Annotated in this window: 11 protein-coding genes; 5 read left to right on the forward strand and 6 right to left on the reverse strand. The window is 41.3% G+C overall.

Translation table 11 applies throughout. The features are described from left to right. The 4 genes from ABTV71_RS22415 (at position 1) to ABTV71_RS22430 (ending at position 4,066) form a co-directional block, all read left to right on the forward strand. Positions 1–1,167 (forward strand): metallophosphoesterase, encoded by a 1,167-nt coding sequence (locus ABTV71_RS22415; protein WP_433901160.1) that lies wholly within the window; start codon positions 1–3, stop codon positions 1,165–1,167. Positions 1,168–1,392: 225 nt separating this feature from the next. Further along, a complete protein-coding gene (locus tag ABTV71_RS22420) occupies positions 1,393–2,310 on the forward strand; it encodes a helix-turn-helix domain-containing protein (RefSeq protein ID WP_433901161.1) in 918 nt (305 codons plus the stop codon). A gap of 89 nt (positions 2,311–2,399) precedes the next feature. Beyond that, positions 2,400–3,608, forward strand: a complete 1,209-nt coding sequence (locus ABTV71_RS22425; RefSeq protein ID WP_433901162.1) for an MFS transporter — start codon at positions 2,400–2,402, stop codon at positions 3,606–3,608. Between the two features lie 146 nt (positions 3,609–3,754). Next, a complete protein-coding gene (locus ABTV71_RS22430; protein ID WP_433901163.1) occupies positions 3,755–4,066 on the forward strand; it encodes a GNAT family N-acetyltransferase in 312 nt (103 codons plus the stop codon). Positions 4,067–4,119: 53 nt separating this feature from the next. Here ABTV71_RS22430 and ABTV71_RS22435 read toward each other — a convergent pair whose 3' ends face one another. The 5 genes from ABTV71_RS22435 to ABTV71_RS22455 form a co-directional block, all read right to left on the reverse strand. After that, positions 4,120–4,698 (reverse strand): hypothetical protein, encoded by a 579-nt coding sequence (locus tag ABTV71_RS22435; protein WP_121126376.1) that lies wholly within the window; start codon positions 4,696–4,698, stop codon positions 4,120–4,122. Between the two features lie 142 nt (positions 4,699–4,840). Beyond that, entirely contained in the window at positions 4,841–6,850 is a 2,010-nt protein-coding gene (locus tag ABTV71_RS22440) for a hypothetical protein (protein WP_433901164.1), read from the reverse strand. Positions 6,851–6,901: 51 nt separating this feature from the next. Beyond that, positions 6,902–7,858, reverse strand: a complete 957-nt coding sequence (locus ABTV71_RS22445; protein WP_433901165.1) for a glycoside hydrolase family 43 protein — start codon at positions 7,856–7,858, stop codon at positions 6,902–6,904. 28 nt (positions 7,859–7,886) lie between these two features. After that, positions 7,887–9,446 carry a RagB/SusD family nutrient uptake outer membrane protein gene (locus tag ABTV71_RS22450; protein ID WP_433901166.1) on the reverse strand — a complete coding sequence of 520 codons (1,560 nt, stop codon included), beginning with the start codon at positions 9,444–9,446 and terminating at the stop codon, positions 7,887–7,889. Positions 9,447–9,463: 17 nt separating this feature from the next. Next, entirely contained in the window at positions 9,464–12,454 is a 2,991-nt protein-coding gene (locus ABTV71_RS22455; protein WP_433901167.1) for a SusC/RagA family TonB-linked outer membrane protein, read from the reverse strand. A 294-nt stretch (positions 12,455–12,748) separates the two neighbouring features. Between ABTV71_RS22455 and ABTV71_RS22460 the strand changes: the two genes are divergently transcribed. Then, the gene (locus ABTV71_RS22460; RefSeq protein ID WP_433901168.1) at positions 12,749–16,702 is read left to right on the forward strand and encodes a hybrid sensor histidine kinase/response regulator transcription factor; all 3,954 of its coding nucleotides are present in this window, start codon (positions 12,749–12,751) and stop codon (positions 16,700–16,702) included. An 85-nt stretch (positions 16,703–16,787) separates the two neighbouring features. Here ABTV71_RS22460 and ABTV71_RS22465 read toward each other — a convergent pair whose 3' ends face one another. Then, the gene (locus tag ABTV71_RS22465; protein WP_433901169.1) at positions 16,788–17,645 is read right to left on the reverse strand and encodes an alpha/beta hydrolase; all 858 of its coding nucleotides are present in this window, start codon (positions 17,643–17,645) and stop codon (positions 16,788–16,790) included. Positions 17,646–17,759: the final 114 nt, after the last annotated feature.

The following is a 17,759-nucleotide window of genomic DNA, read 5'->3' on the forward strand; positions in this document are numbered from 1 at the left end:
ATGAAAACATTGCATCTCATGATCGCTTTACTCCTGTTCAATAATTTATTGGCTATTGGACAAGAAGATATCAAAATAACCCATCTCCCTTTTATCCAAGGACTGACCGAACATTCGGTGTCCATTGTTTGGACAACAGATCTACCGGCAACGGGATGGGTAGAGCTGGCACCGGAGGACTCGAGCCATTTTTACTTTAAAGAGAGACCCAAGTATTTTGCATCAGCCTACGGTTTTAAGAAAGTTGGCACGCTACATCAGGTTAACTTGAACAATCTGAAACCGGGAACACGATACCGATACCGTGTATACAGTCAACAAGTTTTAAAACATGAAGGTGTTAATGTACAATATGGAAAAGTTGTGGCCAGCAACGTCTATCGGCAGGCGCCATTATCCTTTCAGACACTTGGCAATGCCGCATCGACTCATTTTACTGTTGTCAACGATATCCATGAACGCAATGAGGTTCTGGATAAACTATTGGATGTCGGCGATTTAAAAACAAGCGATTTTGTTGTTTTCAATGGAGATATGGTCAATAATCTCCTGAGCGAGAAACAACTATATGACGGATTCATGGACACGGCCATTAAAAGATTTGCGAGTGAAAAACCCATGTTCTATTCACGGGGAAACCACGAAACCCGTGGACCCTTTGCGACTGAGTATCCAAAATATTTCCCCACACCGACAGGCAAACTCTATTATCAGTTCCGACACGGCAACACAGGTTTCATCGTACTTGACTGTGGCGAAGACAAACCCGATACGGATATCGAATACAGTGGTATTGTCGAAATGGATAATTATCGCACAGAACAGGCTGCTTGGCTGGCACAGGCGGTTGAAGATCCGTCATTTAAAGATGCCAAATATAAGATAGTCATCTGTCATATGCCCCCTTTCGGAGGTTGGCATGGCGAACAGGAAATCTTAGAAAAATTTGTTCCCATCCTAAATAAGGGCGGTGCGCAAATTATGTTATCTGGCCATCTGCATAAACATATTATCCAAAATGCAACAAACAGCACCCATTTCCCCATTATTGTAAACTCAAACAACAATGTACTTCGGGTGGATCTAAACAATGAAAAAGGAACATTTAAAATCCTGGATCAGCAAGGGAAAGTCGTGGATCAGGTTGTGATCAATCCGCTCAACTAATTCCCATTAATTTTCTGACAAAAGAGGAGTTTCCAAAGTTTTTGAAACTCCTCTTTTTCTTGGATCTTGGCCCAATCATCTTTTGGCATATTTCAGCTATTTTATTCTGGACGTAAGTATTTTACGTTTCAGACCCCTCCTCTTCTTCGTCTTTAAGGGTTACATTAAGTTGGCTGTTTGACAAAAAGCGATGATTACATTTGATTTTTGTAACTTTGCAAAATCATGAGTGAAACATTAGAGACCATACAAGATTATTACAAGCGATTGAGCCATCTGCATTCCAACGATGGGATAATATTGGATGTGGAGCTCGGAAAATCACATTTTAATATATCACCCCGTAAGTACTGTGATTTTAAAACGCCTTACAATAGACGTGATTTTTATAAGATCAGTCTGATCTTGGGGAAAGGTTGGTTTAAATATGGTCCACATGAGTTGTATATAGATCGGCCTGCTCTTTTTTTACCGGCATTGAATATTCCTTATAGCTGGGTCTGTGACACAAATAAACAAGAGGGATACTTTTGTTTATTCAACCAAGAATTTTTCACTGGTAGTCAAACATTTGAACCTTTTAAAAAGACCTCATTATTCAAAGAATGGAGTAAGCCGATTGTTTTTCTGGATGCGGAGCAACTAAACCTAGTTATAACTTTTTTTGACAATATGTTCCGTCTGAATAACTCCGGTTATCCTTTGCGCTGCAGTGCGATCAAGAGCAATTTAGCTTCAATTCTCCACCTTGCACTGGAATGGCGAGTGGAAGATGTAGCCCCACAGGATCAATCCGGAAGTCTCCGAATGTATCGCTTATTCGACGAACTGCTACATAAACAGTTTCCTCTGGATTCCCCTGCATATCCACTGGCCTTACATACAGCGGCAGATTTCGCACGACAGCTGAATGTTCATGTCAACCACCTAAATGCTTCTGTCAAATCGGTTACTAATCTGACTACTACCCAAATTATCAAAAGAAAAATTTTTGAAGAAGCTAAAAATCTATTAATCTACACCGATTGGAATGTAGCCGAGATCGGTTATACACTCGGATTTGAAGAACCAGCTCATTTCAACAACTTCTTTAAAAAAAATGCGGGAACATCCCCGCTTAAATTCAGACATACAAACAAGTAATATTTGATTTTCGTAATTTTTACTTTGTCAAATAGTACTAAGGCTATCAAAAAAGTCTCTAGTTTTGTTTCATAAAAAAGAGCAAGACAATGTTGAGAGAAGCATCCGCACACCGCATTAAACTAGTTACGTTCATGGCATTTGTATCCATGCCCCTTTCTGGGTTTGTAACGGACATCTACCTACCTTCGTTTCCGGCAATGGCTAAAAGTTTACATGTACACGAGCGGGATATTCAATTGACATTAACAAGTTATTTACTCAGTTATGGTATCTCCCAGTTATTTATAGGCAACATTCTTGACAGTATCGGCCGTTATCGTCCGAAAGTTTTGGCTTTGATACTGTTGATACTAAGCAGCCTTTTGATAACGCATACAGACAGCGTATTTTTGATTTGTCTCTTAAGAGTAGTCCAAGGTGTGGCCATATCCATTCTGGTGGTGGCCACGCGTGCGCTTTTCGTGGATCTTTATGCCGGTGAGCGATTAAAGAATTACCTGAGTTACTTTACAATTGTCTGGTCCTGCGGTCCGATACTTGCGCCATTTCTGGGCGGCTATCTGGAAAAAATATTCAATTGGCAAGCCAACTTCTATTTTCTTACTTTTTACGCCAGTGGCTTATTGTTGTTTGAAATCCTTTATAGTGGAGAAAGTATTGCCGAAAAGAAAAAAATCAACCTACGGGATAACTTGAACCTGTATAAAATGATGTTGCAGAATAAGCGTTTCATATTGGGGATTTTGGTGTTGGGATTTAGTTACTCCATTGTTATGCTGTTCAATATTACAGGCCCATTTATTATCGAAAATACATTTCATTTTTCATCCGTTACAATTGGCTACTGTACCTTGATGCTTGGTTTTTCTTGGATGATCGGTGGGTTTATCACAAAAAAGTGTATGCATCTTGACTTCGTTACACGTGTGATTGCTCCAGTTCTATTGCAGTCATCTCTTATTATCGCTTTAATGGTGGTCGGCATATTTCAACAGAATCTATACATTATGGTAGGTTTTGCATTTTTTATTCATACGATTTCGGGCGTCTTGTTTACAAGCTTTTTTACCACTAGCATGTTATTTTTTCCAAAACATGCAGGTACTGCTGGCGGTTTAATGGGGGGAATGGTTTATATCGTAACATCGCTATCTAACATCATTGTTGCTATAAGCGGAAAAGTGACAACGCAAAATGGGCTGGCTTGGCGTTATTTTATCTTTTCGGCCTTCCTGATCATTATCATGCTATTTATGTGGAAATTACAGAAAGTTAACACTGAGCAGAAGAGTTAATCACAGCAGTCCAATCAATTTCGAGAAGAGATAAGATGTTTTATTATTTTTAAACATGCCAAAATTACTTTCTATTGTAAGAAATCGAACTGTTTTTTACATTTAAAATCGAAAAATGTTCCTTAGGTATTGATAACTGATTATTAATGCGAGAAAAAATATCAAATAAATGGACTCAAACGATAATTTTGAAGCCCCTATCAATCCAGGATGTCACATCATTTTATACCTGGCTAAACGATCCCGAAGCAATTAAATATTCCCTTTCTTCATTTCAATCTTTGAATACAAGAGAAGCAATCGATAAATGGTTTATCTCTGTGGTCAACGATTCAAAAAATTATAACTGGGGGATTTTTCTCACTAATTCAAATACACTTATTGGCTATGCTGGGAGCTGTAATATTTCGACAGCAAACAAGCTTGGCGAGTATTTTATCTTTATAGGAGACGCCTAAGCCAACCAAGGCTGCCGATATGCTCGATTTAGATAAAATCGTTTAATAACATCTTATTTAAGTCCATTTTTGGTTTCAAATTGCTTCCTTTTGGTATGGAGTTTTTCACTGCTTTTATAGACCTGTTGATAACGAATTTGTTTTTCTCGGGCAAGTACAAGCAGTTGATCCTGTGCATCATATTGTTGTTCCTTTGTTCCGCTACGCATTCGTTTCTCCTGTTCTATTTCTTTTCTGGTAAACATAAAAAGATCCTTTAAAGCTCTATAGTAATTTATAGCTTCCAACTGAACCTCCTTTCCTTCTACCAGACCGACAATGTCCGCCTTCTTAATATCGTTAATAATGGAATCAAACACCAGCTCCTGCTGATCAATGGTATGTAAAGCCTGACCATATTCGTGTGCAATAAGCTGCTTCAGTTTTGTAGATTCGAGCCCTTTCTCGCCCACGAGCATAGAAAATGCCCGGGATTCTTTAGTTGAAAGAAGGGAATTGAATGTTTCAGCTTTTTTATTACTACAAGAACTCAAGATTATTAGCACTGAGATGATGATAAAAATCTTTTTGAAGATATTATAGATCATGATGCTGTAAGAATTGATATCACTAAAAATACATATTTTTTCCATAACAAGTTAAACTGAACGCTAATCCAGTAACAAGGAACCAATAATATGTAATGAGGAAATCTCTGTTGCCATACCAACCCAGAAAAATTTTAGCATAAAAAAGCCACATCTCCCGACGTGGCTCCATATAAACACACGACCACTATTTTCGCGCCATTGATAGAAAATCAGCTGTTCTGGATGGGCTCAGCAACTCCCAAAGGGAAGCAACAGTCCAACCAGGGGCAAAAATATCGTTGTAAAATCCTTTCCCATTTTTTCCATAATCCCAATTCGTATGTTGTACGACCTCTGGATAATATCCTATTTTTGCGATATTAAAAAGATGGTCTTTAACCGGCATTAATTGTAACATAGAACTCTTAATCACACTCGAAAAAGCGGCAAGTCGCTGCTCCTTAGTTTCGTTGGCAAGCCAATCGAGGACAGCAGCGAATTCAAAGATAAAAACATCAACATGGTTATTCTCTACGGAGACATTTCCCCAGCCGCGGGATTTAAAACCGACATCGCCCAACATTTGTCCGGCGGCAAAAGGCACGTCCCAGGTATAGTACCAAGTGAGACAAAAGTAAGCTGCTTTCTTGCACTGCTCCAAATAATGTTGCCGCTCTTTTCCTTTACTTACCTGCGCCAAGTAATACATTGCTGTAGAAGCATATAATGAAGCTTCCTTATCCTCACAATTCGCATCCAAGGTGGACGAAAAGTAATCCGATTTAGAAATGATTTCCCGCTCTAAATATCTTGCGGATTTTTGCGCCTGTTGAAAATATCCGCCTTGTTTAAAATAGACGGAAGCCATAACCAATGGCACTGTCGCAGAAGGTGTACTACCGCCGCTGCTATCCTTCACCTGTAGCTGATCGTCAAATTTACGTGGGAAACTCCCATCCTGCTGCTGGAGCTTGGCGAAGTTGCCAAGTAATTTTTTAATGCGCTGTTCCCATTCAGGATGCTTTCTACCCTTTTTCTTTTCGTAGCTGAGGTAGTTAAGTATTGCAAAGATCCCTTCCGACTGTCTCCGAATGCTGAATTCTTTTGTTTCGTTGTTCTGTGTAAAATCGACGAACTCTCTAAAAAATCCATTATCGGTAAAACCATGCTGTAGATAACTGTCAAATATTGCTTTAGCGTTGCTGACCAATTGAGCCTGCCGGTGGGCTTCTCCATATTCAAGCGCATTGTATGCGTTGAGCAGGACCCGCCCCACAAATCCCACTTCCGCAGATCCGGTATTGGTACAATCGTCTGTCCGCATATGTACTCCTGAATAGTATTTTAATTCTTTGTCACCGACATAACTCTCCTTAAAGAAATTTGCTAAAATGTCCTTGGCTTGATCCGGAGTATAAACAGTCGGAAACGTCGACGGCTTCTGCCTGTCGTAGGAATAAGTCCATACCCTGGACACAAAATCACCATAATTATCGGCTTTGCCTTCGTTGATCTCCCAGGAAAGCAGTCTTGTTTCACCTTTTTCAAGTTTTTCAAAGGCAACAACCTCGGGAGCTAAGGTTAGTTTTCGGAGATAAGTCTTAGGCGCTTCGTGATAAGGAAAGCCAAATACCAAAGCTGAGGTTCCATCCGCATTTTTAAATCCTGTAAATCCAAGATCAGTTTTACCACTTAAAATCACCTCTCCAACTTGGTGTGTGGTCAAAGCATCTCGATCTATTTTATCCAATCGAATAACGGTATAATATGTTTTGGAAGCCGCATTGAAAACGCCTGTCAAAGGTGTGCTAAGGCGATCTTCCCGTACCTGCCAGCTATCGCTGGTTTTAAAGGAAGGTGCTTCCTGCGGTGAGCGCATATTTTTATGATACCAGAAACCTGGCATCAGAAACTCACTTTCAGTATGTGTATATTTTTTTATTTTAAATGTCTTTTCAAAATTAAAGTATACCCGTTCTTTGGCAGTTACAACTACATTAACAATGGTTTTCCCCTCATTTTTGACGACAGTCTGCGTCACATCAACAGGCATGGTCACCGTGGATTCCAGTGTCTGCCCGCCTTTGTCAAATAGTTCAAAGCGCTGAGCCGGATTACCGGGCGACTTTAACAGGATCGCCTGACTCATCTCCTGCGCGCTTAAGGCATACGCATTTGCGGCTAGTAATAAGGAAATTAAAAAGTGTTTTTTCATTCGAACGATTGTTTTTGAGTACCCATTTCTGGCTATATATATTTTGCTGGTTTATTTTCTTTTTATTTTCGGGCGAATAATTTCGGGGGATATCTTCATCAGGGGAACCGCATCCGTCGTCCAACTAACATCGGCAATGTACATCGCCCGTGGATGGATACTATCTTTGCTATGATGCGCATGGAAAACGATTTTGAGTTTCCCGTCTTTATCCCAAAAAAGCGCATTATGCCCTACTCCTACCAGATCCACGGGCAACTGCAGAATTGGATTGCCAGCATATTTTGTCCAAGGTCCTGTAGGTGAACTTGCTATAGCCAGACCAATACCGTAGCGCTGGCTTTCGTAGCTATTCGCCGAATAGGTCATGTAATATAGGTTATTATGTTTAATGACAAATGGACCTTCATTAACCAATCCCCATACTTTTTCCCATTCCTGTGATACCGAGATATGCTGTTTCAGGGTGTTACCATCGATCGTCTTCAGGTCAGCAGCGAGTTTCGCCGACCACACTGCGGATCCATTATTAAAACGGACAAAATAGAGATAGGCCGTACCATCATTGTCGATAAACAGGCTATTGTCAATGGCCTTTTCATTTGCTAGCATTGGTGTTTTTGGCTCCTGAACAAATGGTCCCAACGGGGAATCTGAGGTCGCAACACAAATATGTTCGTTGGCACTGTAATACATATAGAACTTCTTTTTATCCTTGATATAGTAGATTTCGGGAGCCCAGAACCAACGTCCACCCCAGGAATCCTCACCTTTCAGTGCCAGTGCATTTGATTTGCTCCAATAACGAAGATCATCCGAAGTATATACTTCGATACCATTTTCGGCATTTGTACCGTAAGCGTAATAAGTACCTTCATATAAGAGAATAAATGGATCACCCAACGGCACGGCAGGTTCGAATATAAAATCACTCTTTTCGGATTTTGAGCAGCTGAAGCTATACAGTGAAAATAGCAATAGTAAACAGATATAAATTAGTTTTTTCATTTCCTATAAAATTTATACGGCCAAGCCATTAATAATTTGGGTTTTGCTTTACATTTGGATTATTGTTGACCTCATCTGAAGGAATTGGCAATGAGCGATGTTTCCCTAAGGTAAAATTATTAAAATCGGCATCCCTTTGCTTCAATTCGGCAAGCCCTTCTTGGGAATCTACCAGACCCCAACGTTTTAGATCTGCCCAGCGATGTCCTTCCGTAGCTAGTTCCAATACCCTTTCGGTCTGCAATCTTTTCAGGAATGCGGTTTTATCAGTCGTTGCGCCGGGGTAATTCAAGGCTAATTTTGGCATATTTACACGTTCACGAACACGGTCGACAAGGGCTACAGCCTCTGTTAATGAACCATTTGAGGCTGCAATGCATTCTGCATACATCAACAACACATCGGAAAAACGAATTAAACGCACATTTGTTGGATTATAGTAGTCATCAAAATCACGGAAGTAATCTGACCCATATTTTCTAAAAAAAACACGTCCGGGCCAATTGCTCCACTGGGCGGCATCACTTGTCAATCGATAAATTTTGTTATTATTCGGAAAATCATCCTGCATTCCATTATAAAATGCCGTATACCGCAATCGTACATCAAATCCATTGTCCATATTTTTTTCTTTCTTAAATGCATCAACTAACCAGGGCCGAAGTTCTCCATCTGTCCAACCAATGCCCGGAGGGGCAAAAAACTGTCCACGGTTCAAGCCTAGATTAGGCCCCACATCTAAGTCACCATCGCCCGCAGGAGAGGGATTGGCGTCTGAATATTGGATTTCAAAAACAGACTCCACATTATTCTCTTTCGCTTTATCGAAATTATCAAAATAATTGGCTGTCAAGTTATAATACCCCTTCCCGGCCCCTGTTACCAGCCAGGCCAAATCTGCCTTTGCTTCATTCCATTGGTGCAGCTGCATATATGATTTTGCACGAAAAGCCAATGCCGCACCTTTGGTTGCCCTTCCTTTTTCGGAACCACCCCATGTGTCAGGCAATAAGCTTTCAGCTTTACTAAAATCTGCGATTGCCTGCGCATAAACTTCTGCTTCGGTATGCCCTTCCGGTTGAATTCCCGGGGTTGAAGGTTCCAATACAATTGGAAGACTGGGAGTGGTACCACCCCATAATAGCGCGAGGTAATAGTAATACAATCCCCGCAAGAAATACGCTTGCCCGAGGATGGGATCCTTATCTGAGGGGTTGGCAAATGTAATATCCGGCGTATAATGCAGGACTTGATTTGCACGGAAAATAGCCTCGTAGCAATCGCGATAGGTCCAGGCATTTCCTTCCCAGAAGTTGTAGTTATTGTACCGAAACTGTGTCCATTCTTTGAGTTCGGCCCAGGGACTTTGACTAAATCCTTCGTCTGAGGTTAGATCCAAACGAAACCACATCCAGCGACTAAAGGTGCCCGGTTTATAGAACATATTGTACACTGCATTGACCCCGCGTACCGCATCCTGTTCGGTTTTCCAATAGGTCTTTACGGTAATGGTATTGGGATTTTCGACATCCACTTTGCAGGCTTGCATCAGGCCCGCCGCCAAAAAAATATAGAGTAGCTTTTTCATTGCGTTCAAAGATTAGGTTAAAAAGTTATTTGAGCTCCGAAAGTGAACCCCTTGGCATTGGGAAACGCGCCACCATCATAGCTTCGATCCCAGATATTGCCATTCAAAAACTCGGGATCCAGTCCACGATAGGAAGAAAAGGTGATGAGGTTCTGTGCATTGACATAAAACCGGACCTGCTTCAAGGTTTTTCCTAACAACGTACGCGGCAGATTATACCCCAAAGCGAGCTGTCTGATCTTAACATAATTTCCATTCTCCAACCAACGGTCCTGATCGCCGCGAACATTTCGGGAATCCGCATAAATGGGACGCGGGTCTTTGGCATTGGGATTTTCTGGCGTCCAAGGATCATAATCGGCGCGGTAGTTTGAATTGTCATCAAAACGGTCATACGCACTGCGTGGCCCATTAAAGGATTTGAAGCCAAATGCACCTGTCAACTGTACCTGAAAATCGAAACCTTTGTAATCCAGGCCTAGATTCATCCCCAATTGATATAATGGTATGCTCCGTCCCAGATACTGTCGATCAGCATCTGTAATCTGTCCGTCATCGTTAAAATCTATATATTTTACATCGCCGGGTTTGGCGTTGGGTTGAATCAATTGCCCTTGACTATTTTTATATGCCTGTACTTCCTCATCTGAACGGAAAAGACCATCCGTTTTGATCAGGTACCAGTTACCGATGGAGCTGCCAACTTTGGATTTTGTATCCCATTGCGTAAACTCCTTTTTGTCATATCCTAATTTGAGGATCTTATTCTTGATATAGGATGCATTGACGCCGATCTGATAACCAAATTCACCCATATGATCACGCCATACCGTTGCAAGTTCAATACCTGTATTGCGCAGGGAAGCAGCATTTACGTAAGGATTTCCGCCGTTGTTGCCCGTAGCCATTAAGATCTGCATCGGTGTCAATACATCTTTGGTTTCTTTGATAAAATAGTCCACGGATAGTTGGAGCTTGTGCGAGAATAACTGGGCGTCAAATCCGGAATTCAACTGTGCTACCTTCTCCCATTTGAGATCGGCGTTAGCCAGTTTGACCTGGGTCATCCCATTTTGCACGGTCTGATCAACTCCAAAAGCGACCTGAGGGAACACATTGATGAAAGAAACCCAGTCCCAAACACCGATATTGGAGGTACCCAAAACACCGTAATTGGCGCGCAGCTTTAAATCATTGATCCAAGGTACCTGAAAAAAATCTTCTTTACTAATGCGCCAGCCTCCGGAGAAAGATGGGAAATAGCCCACCCGATATTCCGGATTAAATTTAGAGGATTCGTCGCGGCGCATCGTAAAACTGAACAGATACTTATCATCATACGTATAATTAACCCGGCCAAAGACGGAAAATAACTTTTCGAGATCTTGATAATTACCGGTCTTTGGGTTGTCCAGTGCAGCATCCAAGTTGGTAAAATAGTTTTTTCCAGACATGAGCACATTATTTTTCGTTCCCCACAGCTGTTCATAATTGGAGGTCTGATAACTGATACCCGCAACGGCAGAGACATCATGCTTGTCAAACTTCTTTGCATATTCTAAGGTATTATCATACACCAATCCACGGTATTGGGCCTGGTTTTTATTTAAGGAGGAAGGATCATAAGGTTGGTTATAGGTCCAGAAACCTTCCTTCCGAAGATACATGTGGCGATCGTTACTCAGGTCAAAACCAAAATTAAAACGGTATTTGAATGACTTGAACAGTTCCAATTCAGTAAATACATTTCCTCTGGTCCGCAGATTCCCATTCTCGGTTTGCTCAAAATCTTCTTTGGCAAAAGGATTGGTTCCAAAGGTGACATCCCGATTCCCATCGCCTATACCATATCCTCCTTTGGCAGCATTATTTTCATCGTAGATCGGAATGGTTGGCAGCATGCGATAGACATCGACAATTGGATTGGTATTGAGTTCATGCACATTAAAATTACTCAGCACAATATTCTCACCGATACTTAATTTGACGTGCTCTCCAAAGTTGCGTGAAGTAGACATATTGGAGCGTAGCGTAAAACGTTTACTGGATGTTCCGATCGTGGTCCCTGTGTTGGACTGATAATTACCCGAAATATAATAACGGCTTTCTTTGCTTCCACCTGAGAAAGCAATCTGTTGATCCTGCAGCCAGCCTGTTTTGAATACCTCTTCCTGCCAATCGGTATTTCCCTCGAAATGGTTGGCCGATTGCCTATTCCCATTGCTAAATGCCAGGTCATTCAAGCTCAGCCATAGATTTCGGTCGGCTAAGTTGTAACGTGGCAGCCATTGTGCAGTGGCCCGGGAGGAAAGTTCAATTTTCATCTGCCCCTCTTTGCCCTGTTTAGTTGTTATGATGATAACGCCATTCCCCGCCCTGGAACCATAGATCGCAGCTGCGGAGGCATCTTTCAGCACCTGGATACTCTCAATATCGTTGAAATTAAAATCCCGGTTTGCTCCCGATACGACCCCATCGACGACATATAAAGGAGTGCTTGACCCAAATGTTCCTGTACCACGGATCTCAACCTTACCTTCTGCCCCCGGGTTGCCTGCCGTGCGTACACTGAGCCCGGGTAAAGTCGCCAGAGCATCCCCTACTGTCCCGGTTACCGTGGTATTTTTCATCTCCTTCGGATTAAAGACTGAAACGGCACCCGTCAGGTCCGATTTTTTGATCGTTTGATACCCAATCACAACAACTTCTTCCAGGTCTTTGTTTTCATCCTCAAGTGTGACATCCAAGGCTGCCTCACCGTTAAATAAAATTGTTTTGGAATGAAAACCGATCAGAGAGAAGATCAACTCCTGCCCGGTACTGGCAGCAATTGTATAACGGCCATTTTCGTCCGTCGTCTTTGCGGTTCCTGATGCTTTTATGGTAACGGTTACACCCGGCAATGGCCGCCCCTCTTCACTCGATACCCTCCCTTGAAGGTTGCTCGTTTGTGACTTTACCGTAAAGGACAGCAAGCACAAGAAAAGAATGAAAAATTTTCCCTTCATAATTTGATTTATTAGCGTAAAACTGGTTATTTATAATTGGTCAAAGACAAGAATCCATGGCGAACTTTTATCTTTAAACCTATTTTCAAATGTAACGGGCATTACAGAAACAAAATGGCAGATATGATCCAAAAAATGGTAAAAATAAGTCATTCCTGCTTTTTGACCAATTTGTACATCTTTTAACCGACAATTACCATTTATCACTTATCAGCCATATCAACAGAATCATTTATTAGTTTTATTTTAGTTGGTATGAAAGGGGCGCTCATTTTTAGAATTGTTTTTTTGTATATGCTCTGCACGATCACGTGCCTGGCACAACGCTATTCAAATTTTCATTTTAGAAAGCTGCAAGTGGAAGACGGTCTTTCTGAAAATACGATCTATTGCATTGTCCAGGACCAGCAGGGATTTATGTGGTTTGGGACGAAAGACGGATTGAATCGATACGATGGAAATAGTTTCAAAAATTACCATTACCAACCGGAAAAGAAACAGTCATTGGGGAATAATTTTGTCCGAAGCATTACTGAAAAATCGCCGAGTCACTTGTATATCGGAACCGACGACGGTTTGTATATCATGGACAAGATTACAGCATCCTTTCAAAAGATTGAGCTTAGCACAAGCGGCAAGGGAACGTTTAACTCAGCGATCAATGCCCTTCATATCGACCGGCAGGGAAGCCTTTGGATTGCAACCATGTCGCAGGGTATCTGGAAATATAATCCAAGTACAAATAAAGTTGCACAGCTACAACTCGACGGAGCCACGTTGGGTCAAAATGCGACCTGGGCCATTCTACAAGATCGTTCCGGCGTTATCTGGGCTGCCACACGTCTTGGACTCCTTCGTTTCAACAACCAGCAGGCACATTTTGACATCGTTGGTCCGCTGTTTAGCGGGGTTGGAGATTCCCAATTTGAAATTCTTTCGATGTGGGAGGACCCTAAAGGAGACCTATGGCTGGGTACCTGGTCACAGGGCCTGCTTCGTTATAACAAACAGTCCAACGAATTCAGTCGCTTTCTTAACAATACAAGGCATCCTTATGTCACGCATATCCGTGCCCTGCGAGAATTTCGCGAAAACCAGCTTCTCGTTGGTTCAGATGACGGACTCTTCCTGTTTCACACCGAAACGGGGACATCCGAAAGATTAGACGTACCCTATTACAAACATGGTCTCAGTGACCAGAACGTCTACTCCATAGCGAGGGATCGCGAAAATGCCATTTGGATCGGCACCTACTTTGGTGGAATTAATTATCTCAATACAGCATTGCTTTCCGTAGAGACTTTTTTCCCGGATGTTCTTCCCGGCTTTTTGTCCGGAAAAGCTGTCAGTCAGTTTTGTGAAGATACGAAAGGAAACCTGTGGATCGCAACGGAAGATGGTGGTATCAACTATTATGACAAAGAAAAGAAACAAATTTCGCAACCGATAAGAGCTTCTTACCATAATACCCATGCCCTGCTTTTGGATGGCGATCATCTTTGGATCGGGACTTTCTCCCGGGGGCTCGATCGTTACAATCTGGCAACCGGTCAACGTCAAAATTTCAGACATGATGCCAACAACACCGGAACAATTAACGATGATTGTATCTTTTCGCTGTTTAAAACAAAAAACGGGGATCTTCTGATAGGAACTCCTGCCGGACTTAGCCGATATGATCAGCAAAAAAAGAAATTTATCCGTATCCCTGAAGTCACCCAGTTTATCTATGACATCAAAGAAGATGATGAAGGTAATATCTGGCTCGCCTCGTACCAATCAGGCCCCATAAAATTTGACCTACGCAAGCAAGCCTGGATTCATTATAGCTCGATCCGCCCAAATGATCCCATTTCGTCCAGCAAACTAACCAGTATTTATGTTGATAGCCAACATCGATTATTATTTTCGAGTGAGGGAAAAGGAATATTTATTTATGATAAGGTGAAGGATAGCTTTCGCAATATCGGGCAAGCCCAAGGCTTGCCAAATAATGTGATTTACGGCATACTGGATGACGCCCTAGGCAACCTTTGGCTCAGCAGCAACAAAGGCATTATCTGTTTTCACCCCGACAATCCCAAAAACTACAAACTCTATACAACGGAGAACGGATTCTCAACTAACCAGTTTAATTTTAAAGCATCTTTCAAAGCTAAAGACGGCCGTTTTTATTTTGGTGGTATCAACGGGTTCACAAGTTTTTATCCCGATGAAATCAGTGCTGTTAAAAATCAAACCGTACCAAATGTTTTCATTACGCAGATACAATTACTGAACAAGCATAACCCCAATTTAGAAAAAGACATTCAGGTTCAATTGCACAAGAACGAAAAGATTGTTCTAACCCACCAATTTTCTTCATTCAATATCTCTTTTGTAAGCTTGAGTTTTGCATCACCTTCAAAGAATCAATATGCCTATAAGCTGGAGGGAGCCGATGACGAGTGGACCTTGGCTGGTAATACGAAAAGTGTGAGTTATGTTAACCTTTCGCCGGGAACATATGCTTTTCACGTAAAAGGATCCAACAATGATGGTCTATGGAATGAAAAAGGCACAGTGGTACAAATTGAAATATTACCGCCGTTGTGGCGCTCCATTCCTGCAAAAATAATGTATGCGCTCTTGTTCATTGCATTGTGCTATGTCTGTTTACGGTATTATATTCTAGCGAACAAGCGTAAACAAGCCCGTCATTTAATGGCTTTCCAGGCTGAACAGGAACAAAAATCTTTCCGATCAAAAATTGATTTCTTCACAAATATCGCGCACGAGATCCGTACGCCTTTGAGCTTAATAACGGCACCTCTGGAAGAAATACTCCTGTACGAAAATGGAGATAAAGAAACCTTGCACAATCTCCGGATCATAGAGAAAAATTGTGAGCGCCTTACCTTACTGATCAATCAGCTACTTGACTTTCGTAAAATGGACGAAAATGGACAGCCGCTAACCCTGGAGCCTGTCAATTTGCGAAATTTGGTAGAAGATCTTTACGATAGATTCAGAAAGTCAATCCACCGCAACAAAGTTCGCTTTGATCTAACAATCTCTCAGGAGCAAGACCTCATTATCGAAACCGATTTGGATGCTGTCATGAAAATTGTGAGTAACCTCCTGACGAATGCAACAAAATTCGCTTATTCCTATATCTCGATCGGCCTAGAAAAAAACGCGGACAATTCTTTCACGATTACGGTCTCGGATGATGGTCCCGGAATACCGGATGACTTTAAAAAGCTTGTATTTGATCCCTTTTACCAGCTTAGCACAAATAAAGACCGCAGTGGAACTGGCATCGGACTGTCCCTGGTCAAGCATCTGACGAACCGGCTTGGCGCCGAGATAAAAATTGAAGATATGTTGCCCCAAGGCGCTAAGTTTATTTTCACGATCAGGAGCATACAACTCGCTCATGAAGCTACAGGTCCAATAATTGAGGAACAGCCCATTCCACTTGACAGGCCGGAATACAATCTCACCCAGATTTTGGTGGTTGACGATAATCCGGACATTACGGCTTTTATTAGCCATTCGTTAGCCGTATCGTACCATATTGATATTGCTGATAGTGCGTCAAAAGCCCTGACCATGTTAGACAATAGAGTTTATCATCTTGTGATCTCCGATATCATGATGCCAGAGATTGACGGAATTACATTTGTAAAGCGTTTAAAAAATGACATTAATTATTCGCATATACCCGTTATTCTACTATCTGCCAAAATACAAAATGCAACGAAAGTTGAAGGCTTACTCTCCGGCGCCGACGTATTTATTGAAAAGCCTTTTTCGATGACCTTTCTAAAAGCACAAATCAGCAGCTTACTACAAAACCGGAAATATCTATTGGAGAATTTCCATGCTTCACCATTATCTTCTTATTCTTCTTTGGCCACAAATGCCCATGATGATGCATTCTTAACACAGCTCAATGCTGAGATCGAAAAACATCTTTCAGACGAACAATTCAATGTAGAATCATTGGTAGATACATTTAAAATCAGCCGTTCTAATTTTCAACGAAAATTAAAAGCGATCAGCGGAACTTCTCCCGGCGACTACGTGCGAAATTACAGGCTAAAACGCGCCTGCACGTTACTGATTGAATCAGATTATCGTATTAACGAAGTGGCGTTTCTCGTGGGGTTTAGTTCAGCATCCTATTTCACAAAAGCGTTCATAAAAGCATTTAATTTGACTCCAAAAGAGTTTATTCAACAATCGCGTTTACAAGCCAGGTAAAATATAGGCTATGTAAAACAATAGTTCGATAAATTCAATGCACACTACAGCTCCCACGAAAGTGTTTAGCCCAATTTATCGAGGATTATCTAGAATAAACTGTTTTTTGATATAATTTCCTGAACGCGTTATACACTCCTTGATGGATAACGGTTGAATGTAATTCATCGGGCATATAGTCAAAAATAACTTCCATCTTTTTATTGTTGCGCAAAATATCGTAAAACGCCACGGCATCCTGATACATTCTGAGATCTTCATCCTTATTAGGGACCCCAAGGTAAACCCTTACCTTTTTTCTTAGGTTGGCGGTTAATAGCTTTTCGGTATTTTTCAAAAGCTCCTGTTGCCCCCACCATAAACTCGGACTGATAATAATATAATTATCAAAAAGATCAGGCTGTTTAAGTAGGAGCTCTGCAGAGAAAAGGCCTGCCAAAGACTCGCCGATTACAGTTCTTTCCGCTTTTGCTTTATAGTGTTTACTGATATAAGGCAGTAATTCATCTTTAAGAAACGCGATATACTTTTGCGATCCGCCATAGGTAGGAAAGCTTGCTTTTTGAAATCCTTCTTTCTCCAAGAAGTTAATATCAGGAACTGCAAATGTAAAATCCCGTCTTCGGGTATTGCCCTCAATCCCCACGACAATGCTATTAGGAAAACGTGCTATCCAAGGTTGTGTATCAAAACGAACTATCCCGGCGATATGAAAAAAATCTTCTTCTATGCCACCATCGAGGACATACACAACAGGATAGGTCAACTTGTCATTTTCCCCATAATTATCCGGAAGATAAATATTGATCTTTCGGTCTTCATTTAAAATATTTGAATGTAGTGTAGTAGATTTACCGATGGTCAAATCACGGTCTTTGGTCTGTCCAATAGCGCAATAATGACAGATGAGTAAGGTTAAAAAAAATAAAATTGTACGCTTCATTTCAAACGTTAAATTAAAAATAAGCCCGATCCCGCACGGCAGTTCTCCATGACAAAAAAACGGCGGCAATGTCCTATAACAACTTTCGAAAGTAAGTTTAAAAATCAATAAAAA

Origin of the sequence: Sphingobacterium puteale, from assembly GCF_050986225.1 — a bacterium.
Taxonomy (GTDB): domain Bacteria; phylum Bacteroidota; class Bacteroidia; order Sphingobacteriales; family Sphingobacteriaceae; genus Sphingobacterium; species Sphingobacterium puteale.

What these genes read in the sequence shown, in the direction of transcription:
- ABTV71_RS22415 (WP_433901160.1), top strand. Translation starts at nt 1, where the DNA reads ATGAAAACATTGCATCTCATGATCGCTTTACTCCTGTTCAATAATTTA.
- ABTV71_RS22420 (WP_433901161.1), top strand. Translation starts at nt 1,393, where the DNA reads ATGAGTGAAACATTAGAGACCATACAAGATTATTACAAGCGATTGAGC.
- ABTV71_RS22425 (WP_433901162.1), top strand. Translation starts at nt 2,400, where the DNA reads ATGTTGAGAGAAGCATCCGCACACCGCATTAAACTAGTTACGTTCATG.
- ABTV71_RS22430 (WP_433901163.1), top strand. Translation starts at nt 3,755, where the DNA reads ATGCGAGAAAAAATATCAAATAAATGGACTCAAACGATAATTTTGAAG.
- ABTV71_RS22435 (WP_121126376.1), bottom strand. Translation starts at nt 4,698, where the DNA reads ATGGAAAAAATATGTATTTTTAGTGATATCAATTCTTACAGCATCATG.
- ABTV71_RS22440 (WP_433901164.1), bottom strand. Translation starts at nt 6,850, where the DNA reads ATGAAAAAACACTTTTTAATTTCCTTATTACTAGCCGCAAATGCGTAT.
- ABTV71_RS22445 (WP_433901165.1), bottom strand. Translation starts at nt 7,858, where the DNA reads ATGAAAAAACTAATTTATATCTGTTTACTATTGCTATTTTCACTGTAT.
- ABTV71_RS22450 (WP_433901166.1), bottom strand. Translation starts at nt 9,446, where the DNA reads ATGAAAAAGCTACTCTATATTTTTTTGGCGGCGGGCCTGATGCAAGCC.
- ABTV71_RS22455 (WP_433901167.1), bottom strand. Translation starts at nt 12,454, where the DNA reads ATGAAGGGAAAATTTTTCATTCTTTTCTTGTGCTTGCTGTCCTTTACG.
- ABTV71_RS22460 (WP_433901168.1), top strand. Translation starts at nt 12,749, where the DNA reads ATGCTCTGCACGATCACGTGCCTGGCACAACGCTATTCAAATTTTCAT.
- ABTV71_RS22465 (WP_433901169.1), bottom strand. Translation starts at nt 17,645, where the DNA reads ATGAAGCGTACAATTTTATTTTTTTTAACCTTACTCATCTGTCATTAT.